Consider the following 8,831-nt stretch of genomic DNA (forward strand, 5'->3'; position numbering starts at 1 on the left):
CTTTCTGGAGAGACTTCCATGGCGGACATCCGCTTCGACGGCAAAGTGGCGATCGTCACCGGCGCGGGCGGCGGCCTGGGCAAGCAGCATGCGCTGGAGCTGGCGCGCCGCGGGGCCAAGGTTGTCGTCAACGACCTGGGCGGCTCGATGGACGGTTCGGGCGGCTCGTCCGCCGCCGCCGACGCCGTGGTCGAAGAGATCAAGGCGATGGGCGGCGAAGCCATCTCCAACGGCTCGTCGGTTACCGACGACGCCGGCGTCGCCCACATGGTCAAGCAGACCATGGACCAGTGGGGCCGCATCGACGTGCTGATCGCCAACGCCGGCATCCTGCGCGACAAGAGCTTCGCCAAGATGACCATGGAGGACTTCGAGCTGGTGCTGAACGTCCACCTGATGGGCACGGTCAAGCCGACCAAGGCCGTCTGGGAGATCATGCGCGAGCAGAACTACGGCCGCATCGTCGTGACCACCTCGTCGTCGGGTATGTACGGCAACTTCGGCCAGTCCAACTACGGCGCCGCCAAGCTGGGCATCATCGGGTTCATGAACACGATCCGCCTGGAAGGCCAGAAGAACAACATCCACATCAACGCCATCAGCCCGGTCGCCGCCACGCGCATGACCGAGAACCTGATGCCCCCCGCCATCCTGGAAAAGCTGAAGCCCGAATATGTGACGCCGGGCGTCGTCTACCTGGCCTCGGAAGACGCCCCCACCGGCGCGATCCTGACCGCCGGCGCGGGCGCCTTCGCCCTCACCCGCCTCTATGAAACCGAGGGCGTCTATCTCGGGGAGGGCGGCCTGTCGGTGGAAGAGGTGCGCGACAACTGGTCCAAGATTTCCGATCCGGCCGGCCAGCAGGCCTATCTAAATGGCGGCGAGCAGAGCGGGAAGTTCTTCCGCAAGATGCAGGGCGGCTAGGGTCACACCCCACCGCGTTCGACCTCGGGGCGGCTCCAGCAGGGGCCGCCCCTTTGCGTTGCAGTGATTTCACTTGCTCCCCCCTGCCTAATCGCGCGTAACCTAGGGGTCTGCACGCCCCCGCAAGAGCGGCGATCCATCAGGAACAGGGACCTTACATGAGCGAGTCTTCGGTGGTGAGCGCGCGACGCCTGCCGCTCTCCACGGCCATGGCCTTCGCGGCCACCAGCCTGCCTATCTCCGCCGTCGCCATCGCCATCTCGGTCTATCTGCCCCGCCACTATGCGAGCCACCTCGGCATCGACCTGGCCCTGGTGGGGGCGGCCTTCTTCATCGTGCGCATGATCGACATCCCGGTGGACGGCCTGTTGGGCTGGACCATGGACAAGACCCGCACGCGCTGGGGTCGCTACCGGGTCTGGACGATCCTGGGCGCGCCGGTGCTGATGGCCGGCATCTACTTCCTGTTCATGCCGCCGGAGGGTGTGGGACGGACCTATCTGATCGTCTGCCTGCTGGTGATGTACCTGGGCAACTCGATCCTGGCCCTGTCGCACGCGGCCTGGGCCGCGACGCTCGCCCCTCACTATGACGACCGCTCGCGGCTGTTCGGCATCATGACCGCCATCGGCGTCCTGGGGGCGGCCTCGATCCTGGCGATCCCGATCGTCAACGAGGCCCGCGGCGCGTCTGACGCCGGCAACATCTCCACCATGGGCTGGTTCATCTTCGTCCTGACCCCGATCGCCACGGCCCTGGTCATCTGGCGCACCCCGGAAAAGATCGCGCCCGAGGTTCCCGGCCACTCCTTCCGCCTGCGCGACTACGGCGCCCTGATCACTCGCCCCTCTTTCCTGCGCATCCTGCTGGCCGACCTGTGCCTGTCGTTGGGCCCGGGCTGGATGAGCGCGCTGTACCTGTTCTTCTTCACCGACAGCCGCGGGTTCACCACCGGCCAGGCGAGCATCCTGCTGGCGGTCTACATTCTGGCCGGGTTCGCCGGCGCGCCGCTGATGGGACGGCTGGCCACGAAGATCTCCAAGCACCGCGCGGTGATGGTGGCCACCACGGTCTATTCCCTGGTGTTGATCTCGCTGATGGCGATCCCGCAGGGCAACATGCTGATCGGCGCGATCCCGATGTTCATGGCCGGTTTCATGGCCGCGGGCTTCAACGTGCTGACCCGCGCCATGACCGCCGACGTCGCCGACGAGGTGCGCCTGGAACAGGGCAAGGAGCGTTCGGGCCTGCTCTACGCCATCACCGTCATGACCACCAAGATCGCCGGCGCCTTCTCCATCGGCCTGACCTTCTGGGTGCTGTCCAAGGTCGGCTACCTGGCGGCCGACGGGGCGCAGAACACGCCCGAGGCGATCCATAACCTGGAGCTGGCCTATCTGATCGGGCCGGTGGTCTTCGTGATGCTGGGGGGCGCCTGCATGATCGGCTACAAGCTGGGGGCCGAACGGCACGCGGAAATCCGGGCCGAACTGGACGCCCGCGACGCCCTCTATGATGAGGCGCCCATCATCGAGAGCGTGACCGGCGAGGCCGCCATCCCGACGCCGTCCCGGGCGGACTGACAGCTGGACGCGGCGCTGGCCGGAATCCCCGGCCGGCGCCCGCGAAACCGCTTGCTTCGGCACAGGTGATCAAGCGTAACCTACGCGCAAGACTCAAGCCTCCGACAAGTGTGTGCTGGGTGTGCGCGGAGGATTGCGAACTTGACCCAAGCCAGCACGGCGAGCTCGTCCGGGCGACTATCGCTCGGAACCATACTGGCCTTCGCCGGGACCAGCCTGCCGCTGTCGGCCCTGGCGATCGCCATCTCGGTCTACCTGCCCCGCTACTTCGCCAGCCACATCGGCGTCGAGCTGGCGGTGGTTGGCGCAGTCTTCGCCCTGGTGCGCGCCATCGACATCCCGCTGGACCCGGCGTTGGGCATGATCATGGACCGCACGCGGACCCGCTGGGGCCGCTATCGAATCTGGACGGTGATCGGCGCGCCGATCCTGATGATCGCCCTGATCATGCTGTTCCAGGCGCCTGAGGGCTCGGGGCAGCTCTATCTCGGGGGCTGGCTGCTGATCATGTACCTGGGCACCTCGATCCTGGGCCTCTCGCACTCTGCCTGGGCCGCGACGCTGGCCACCAACTATCACGAGCGTTCGCGCATCTTCGCGGTGATGACCGCGGTGGGGGTGCTGGGCTCGGTTCTCGTCCTGGTGATCCCCATCGTCCTGGAGCAGCAGGGCCTGACGGACGCCCAAGGCGTCCAGGCCATGGGCTGGTTCATCATCGGCCTGACACCGGTGGCGGTCGCCCTGGTGGTCTGGCGTACGCCCGAGAAGATCACCGTCGATGTCGGCGGCAAGCATTTCAATCTGCACGACTACTGGGCGCTGATTTCGCGGCCCAACATGATCCGCATCCTGCTGGCCGACCTCTGCCTGGCGCTCGGTCCCGGCTGGATGGCGGCGCTCTACCTGTTCTATTTCAAGGACGCCCGAGGCTTTTCCACCTCGGAGGCCAACATCCTGCTGCTGGTCTATATCCTGGCAGGCTTCGCGGGCGCGCCGTCGGTCAGCTGGCTGGCCAACCGGATCAGCAAGCACCGGGCGGTGATGGTCACCACCACTGGCTATTCCCTGATGCTGATGATGGTGGGCTTCCTGCCCAAGGGCAGCATGATGCTGGCTCTGCCGGCGATGTTCATGGCCGGGTTTCTGGCCGCGGGATTCGGGGTCATGACCCGGGCGATCACCGCCGACATCGGCGACGAGGTCCGGCTGGACGGCGGCAAGGAGCGGATCGGCCTGATCTACGCCCTGACCGTCCTGACCGGAAAGGTGGCCGGCGCCTTCTCGATCTTCCTGACCTTCACCGTGCTGGCCCGGGTCGGCTACAACGCCAAGGAGGGCGCCACCAACACCGCCCAGGCGATCCACAACCTGGAGCTCGCCTATCTGATCGGCCCCATCGTCTTCGTCATGCTCGGGGGCGCCTGTTTCATCGGCTACAAGCTGGACGCCACCAGCCACGCGGAGGTCCGGCGCAAGCTGGAGGAACGCGACGCCCTCTATGACGAGGCGCCCATCATCGAGAGCGTGACCGCGACGCCGGGCAATATTCTGCCCATCGCGCCCGACGCCTCGCGAACCTGACGTCTTTTCCGCGCCACGCGGCGCACCTGAGTTTTTTCAAGCCGGCGCGCTCAGCGCCACCCCATTACGGAGATTTCCATGGCGGTTTCGCCCCCATCGCAGCGCATATCGCTGCCAGTCGCGTTATCCTTCGCCTCGACAGCCTTGCCCATCGCCGCCATCGGCCTGGTCATGGCGGTCTACCTGCCCCGGTTCTTCGCCGGGCACCTGGGCCTGTCCATGGTGGCGGTGGGCGCGGCGATCACCATCGTGCGCCTGATCGACCTGGCCGTGGATCCCCTGCTGGGCATGGCCATGGACCGGACCACCTCCCGCTGGGGCCGCTACCGCCCCTGGCTGGCGGTCGGCGCGCCGCTGGTGATGGCGGCGGTCTACATGTTGTTCATGGCCGACACCGGTGTCGGCGAGGGCTATATCATCGGCTGGCTGCTGGTGCTGTTTCTCGGGATCTCCATCGTCACCCTGGCCCAGGCGGCCTGGGGCGCGGCGCTCGCCACCGACTACAATGACCGGTCCAGGGTCTATGGGGTGATCAGCGCCGTTGGCGTGATCGGCGCCGTCGCGATCCTGGTGGTGCAGCTGTCGGTGAAGGGCACCTTCGCCGAGAGCGTCCACGCCATGGGGTGGTTCTGCATCATCCTGCTGCCCATCACGGTGGCGCTCTGCATCTGGATCAGCCCCGAGCGCGTCGCCCCGAAAACCGCGGGCGTGCACGCCAGCTTTGCTGATTACTGGAAGCTGATCACCCGGCCCGAGATGATCCGGTTGATCATCGCCGATTTCGTGATGGCGCTCGGCCCCGGCACCACGGCGGCGCTCTACCTGTTCTTCTTCCACGACGCCCGGGGCTACACCACGGCCCAGACCTCGTTCCTGCTGATCTTCTACATCGCCGCGGGCCTGGCCGGCGCGATGTTCTGGAGCTGGACCGCCCAGAAGCTGGGCAAGCACCGGACGCTGATGCTGACCTCGGTCTGCTACGCCGTCACCCAGTCGATGCTGATGATCATTCCACCCGCCACCATGTCCCTGGCCATCCCGGCGATGTTCGCCGTCGGCTTCGTCTCCTCGGCCTTCGTGCTGATCGTCCGCGCCATGGTCGCCGACGTGGCCGACGAGGTGAGGCTGGAGACCGGCGAGGAGCGGGCCGGCCTGCTCTACGCCCTGGTCACCACCACCCAGAAGATCGGCTCGGCGCTCACCGTGGGCATCAGCTTCACCGTGCTGGGCATGGTGGGCTACAACGCCTCTGAGGGCGCCGTGAACACGCCGGCCGCCATCCGTGGCCTGGAGCTCTGCTACGTCTTCGCGCCCATCATCCTGGTGTTCTTCGGCGGAGCCTGCTTCATCGGCTGGAAGCTTGACGCCGCCCGCCACGGTGAGGTCCGCCGCCAGCTCGACATCCGTGACGCCCTGGCCGCCGAGGCCGGCGTCCTGGCCACCGCCTCGGGCGTTTCGGTTCCCGACACCAACGACAGGCCTTAGTCTAGAGCAGGGCCTTGGCGATCTGATTGAAGACGTTGGCCGCGGGGCTCTGAGGGGCCGCCGCGGTCACCGGCCTGCCGTCGTCGCAGGCCTGGCGGAGGGCCTGGTCCAGGGGGATTTCCCCCAGCAGGGGCAGGCCCAGCTTCGCCGCCTCCGCCTTGCCCCCGCCCTCGCCGAAGATCGGGATGCGGGCGCCGGTGGCGGGGTCAGGGAAGTAGGACATGTTCTCCACGAACCCCAGGATCGGGGTGTTGGTCTTCTGGAACATGGCCACGGCGCGGCGGGCGTCGATGAGGGCGATCTCCTGGGGCGTGGAGACGATCACCACCCCGTCCAGCTTGATCTTCTGAACCAGGGTCAGCTGGATGTCGCCGGTGCCGGGCGGCATGTCCACCACCAGGATATCCAGGGGCTCGGCCTCGGTTCCCCAACCCACATCGTTGGCCATCTGGCGCACGGCCGAGGAGGCCATGGGACCGCGCCAGATCATCGGGGCGGCCTCGTCCACCAGGAAGCCGATGGACATCACCTTCATGCCCCAGGCCTCCAGCGGGATCAGCTTCTTGTCGGGACCAAAGCCCGGGTCGCCGTCGATCCCCAGCATGCGCGGGGCCGAAGGCCCGTAGATGTCCGCGTCCAGCAGGCCGACGCGCAGGCCCATGGCGGCGAAGGCGGCGGCGAGATTCACCGAAATGGTGGACTTGCCCACCCCGCCCTTGCCACTGGCCACGGCGATGACGCGGCGGACGTGGTCGGGACGGACGGCGTCCACCGGCGGCTTGGGCGCAGCCGCCGGGTCCTGGGTCACGCGGGCGCCCTTGACCACGCGGGTCACGCCGGGCGGGGGCGGCGGTGGCTGGTCGGCCTCCACGGTCAGCATCACCTGGGCCTCGGCCACGCCGTCGACGTGCATCAGGGCGCGTTCCGCCTCGGCGCGGGTCGGCTCGTAGAGGGGGATGTCGGCCGCCGCCACCTCCAGCACGAAGCCGGCCCGGCCCGGCGCCAGGGTCAGGCCGTGGACCAGGCGGGCAGAGACGAGACCCTTGCCGGTCTTCGGGTCCAGCACCCGATCCAGGGCGGCGAGCACGACGGCGCGTTCGGGGGCGGTTTCAGAGATCATGACACCCGTGTGTCTTGCTTTGCGGGCTTGCGCGCCTCATATCCGGCTGACAGCGCCGGTTTACAAGCCCGACGACAGGCGGCCCTTCGCCGCCGCGCCGAGACAAAGAAGCAGACGACGCGACCATGCCCTGGAACGACAATGCGAACCCCGGCCCCTGGGGCTCTCCGCCATCCGGCGAGGGTAGTGGCGGCGACAAGCAACCCCCCAAGACCCAAGGCCCGCAAGGCGGCGGCCCGCGCCGTCCCGGCGGCGGCGGCGGTCCGGGCGGTCCCGATATCTCGGCCACCCTTGAGCGGTTGATGGCGCAACTGCGCAGCATGTTCGGCGCCGGCGGTCCGGGCGGCGACCGGATCCGTCCCGGCGCGATCGCCGCGGTGGCCGGCGCGGGCTTCGCCCTGTGGGCCTTGTCGGGCGTCTATATCGTCCAACCCAACGAGGCCGCGGTGGTCACCACCTTCGGCGCCTATTCGCGCTCAGAAACCCCGGGCCTTCGCTATCACCTGCCCATGCCCATCGAACGCGTGGAAAAGGTGGCCGTCACCAGCCTGAACCGCATCGACATCGGCGGATCGGCCGGGGCCGACGTGCCGGAAGAAAGCCTGATGCTGACCGGCGACGAGAACATCGTGAACCTGGACTTCAGCGTCACCTGGCGCGTGGCCGACGCGGCCAAGTACGTGTTCACCGTCCGCGACCAGGAAGACGCCGTCAAAGCGGTGGCCGAGAGCGCCATGCGCGAGGTGGTGGGCAAGACCACCCTGCAGGACATCCTCACCACCGGCCGCGGCCGGGTGCAAAACCAGTCGGCCGAGCTGATGCAGAAGACCCTGGACGGCTGGGGAGCTGGGGTCAGCATCGTCGAAGTGCAGATCCGCAGCGCCAACCCGCCGCAGGAAGTCGTCGCCGCCTTCCGCGAAGTGGCAAACGCCGGCCAGGACGCTGAGAGCGCCGTCAACGAAGCCAACTCCTACCGCAACCGGGTGATCAACGAGGCCAAGGGTGACGCGGCCAAGCTGACCCAGTCGGCCCAGGGTTATCGCGAGCAGTCGGTTCGGGAAGCCATCGGTGAGGCCTCGCGCTTCAGCCAGATCCTGACCGAGTACAAGCGCGCGCCGGGCGTGACCCGCGACCGCCTCTATATCGAGACCATGCAGCGGGTGCTGTCGCGCTCCAACAAGGTGGTCATCGACGGCAAGGGCGCCAGCGCCCCGATCATCCTGCCCCCCGACGTGTTCCGCGCCAAGACGCCCACCGCCCGCGTCGTACCGCAGGCCGAGGGCGGCGAAACCGTCATTCCCAGCCCCGGAGCTCCGCGATGAACCGCCGCCTCACCACCTGGGGTGTCATCGCGTTTGGCGTCCTCGTCGTGCTGTTCAACACCCTGTTCATCGTCGAACAGCGCCAGCAGGCCATCGTCGTCCGCTTCGGCGAACCCGTCCGCGTGATCAACGCGCCTGGCGAGAACGCGCCTGGCCTGAAGATCAAGGCGCCCTTCCTTGAGAACGTCATCAAGCTCGACAAGCGCAACCTGAAGCTCGAGGCTGACCAGGAAGAGGTCATCGCCGCCGACCAGGAGCGCTTGGTGGTGGACGCCTTCGTCCGCTACCGCATCTCCAACCCGCTGCAGTACTACCGGACCCTGCGGGACGAGCGCACGGCCAACGACCGCATCGAGCGGCTGTTGAACTCCTCCCTGCGCCAGATCCTCGGCACGGCCAATTCCAGCGACATTATCTCGGGTCGCCGGGGCGCCCTGATGACTCAGACCAAGATCGACGTCGCCAAGCGCGCCAACTCCTCGCGCCTGGGGATCGAGATCATCGACGTGCGGATCAAGCGCGCCGACCTGCCCGCCGCCAACCAGGCGGCCGTCTATCGCCGCATGCAGACCAGCCGCCAGCAGGAGGCCGCTCAGCGCCGCGCCGAGGGCGAACAGAAGAAACGCGAGATCATCGCCGGCGCCGACAAGGAAGTGGCCATCACCCTCGCCACCGCCACCGAGGAGGCCGAGACCACCCGAGGCGAGGGCGACGCCCAGCGCACCCGGATCTTCGCCCAGAGCTTCGGCCGCGATCCGAGCTTCGCGGCCTTCTACCGGTCGATGTCGGCCTACGAGGCCTCCCTCGGCCAGGGCG

The 8,831-nt window shown here is 67.7% G+C and carries 7 protein-coding genes; 6 read left to right on the top strand and 1 reads right to left on the bottom strand.

Annotated elements, in window-relative coordinates:
* Nucleotides 1-18: 18 nt before the first annotated feature.
* The 4 genes from RMO97_RS06500 (at nt 19) to RMO97_RS06515 (ending at nt 5,573) form a co-directional block, all read left to right on the top strand.
* Entirely contained in the window at nt 19-924 is a 906-nt protein-coding gene (locus RMO97_RS06500; RefSeq protein WP_310539722.1) for an SDR family NAD(P)-dependent oxidoreductase, read from the top strand.
* A 158-nt stretch (nt 925-1,082) separates the two neighbouring features.
* Nucleotides 1,083-2,507, top strand: a complete 1,425-nt coding sequence (locus RMO97_RS06505; protein ID WP_310539724.1) for an MFS transporter — start codon at nt 1,083-1,085, stop codon at nt 2,505-2,507.
* A 141-nt stretch (nt 2,508-2,648) separates the two neighbouring features.
* Nucleotides 2,649-4,088: an MFS transporter gene (locus RMO97_RS06510; RefSeq protein ID WP_310539726.1), complete on the top strand. Its 1,440-nt coding sequence runs from the start codon at nt 2,649-2,651 to the stop codon at nt 4,086-4,088.
* Between the two features lie 78 nt (nt 4,089-4,166).
* Nucleotides 4,167-5,573 (top strand): MFS transporter, encoded by a 1,407-nt coding sequence (locus RMO97_RS06515; protein ID WP_310539729.1) that lies wholly within the window; start codon nt 4,167-4,169, stop codon nt 5,571-5,573.
* Nucleotide 5,574: 1 nt separating this feature from the next.
* Here the strand turns inward: RMO97_RS06515 and RMO97_RS06520 are convergent, their stop codons facing one another.
* The gene (locus RMO97_RS06520) at nt 5,575-6,693 is read right to left on the bottom strand and encodes an Mrp/NBP35 family ATP-binding protein (protein ID WP_310539731.1); all 1,119 of its coding nucleotides are present in this window, start codon (nt 6,691-6,693) and stop codon (nt 5,575-5,577) included.
* 125 nt (nt 6,694-6,818) lie between these two features.
* Here RMO97_RS06520 and hflK point away from each other — a divergent pair, with 125 nt between their 5' ends.
* Both hflK and RMO97_RS06530 read left to right on the top strand, forming a co-directional pair.
* Nucleotides 6,819-8,015, top strand: coding sequence for an FtsH protease activity modulator HflK (gene hflK / locus RMO97_RS06525; protein ID WP_310539732.1), 1,197 nt, complete (start codon nt 6,819-6,821; stop codon nt 8,013-8,015).
* Nucleotides 8,012-8,831: protease modulator HflC (locus RMO97_RS06530; protein WP_310539734.1), on the top strand; the 820-nt coding region annotated here is incomplete at its 3' end. The genes hflK and RMO97_RS06530, both read left to right, overlap by 4 nt.

The organism is Phenylobacterium sp. (genome assembly GCF_031425575.1).
Classification (GTDB): Bacteria; Pseudomonadota; Alphaproteobacteria; order Caulobacterales; family Caulobacteraceae; genus Phenylobacterium.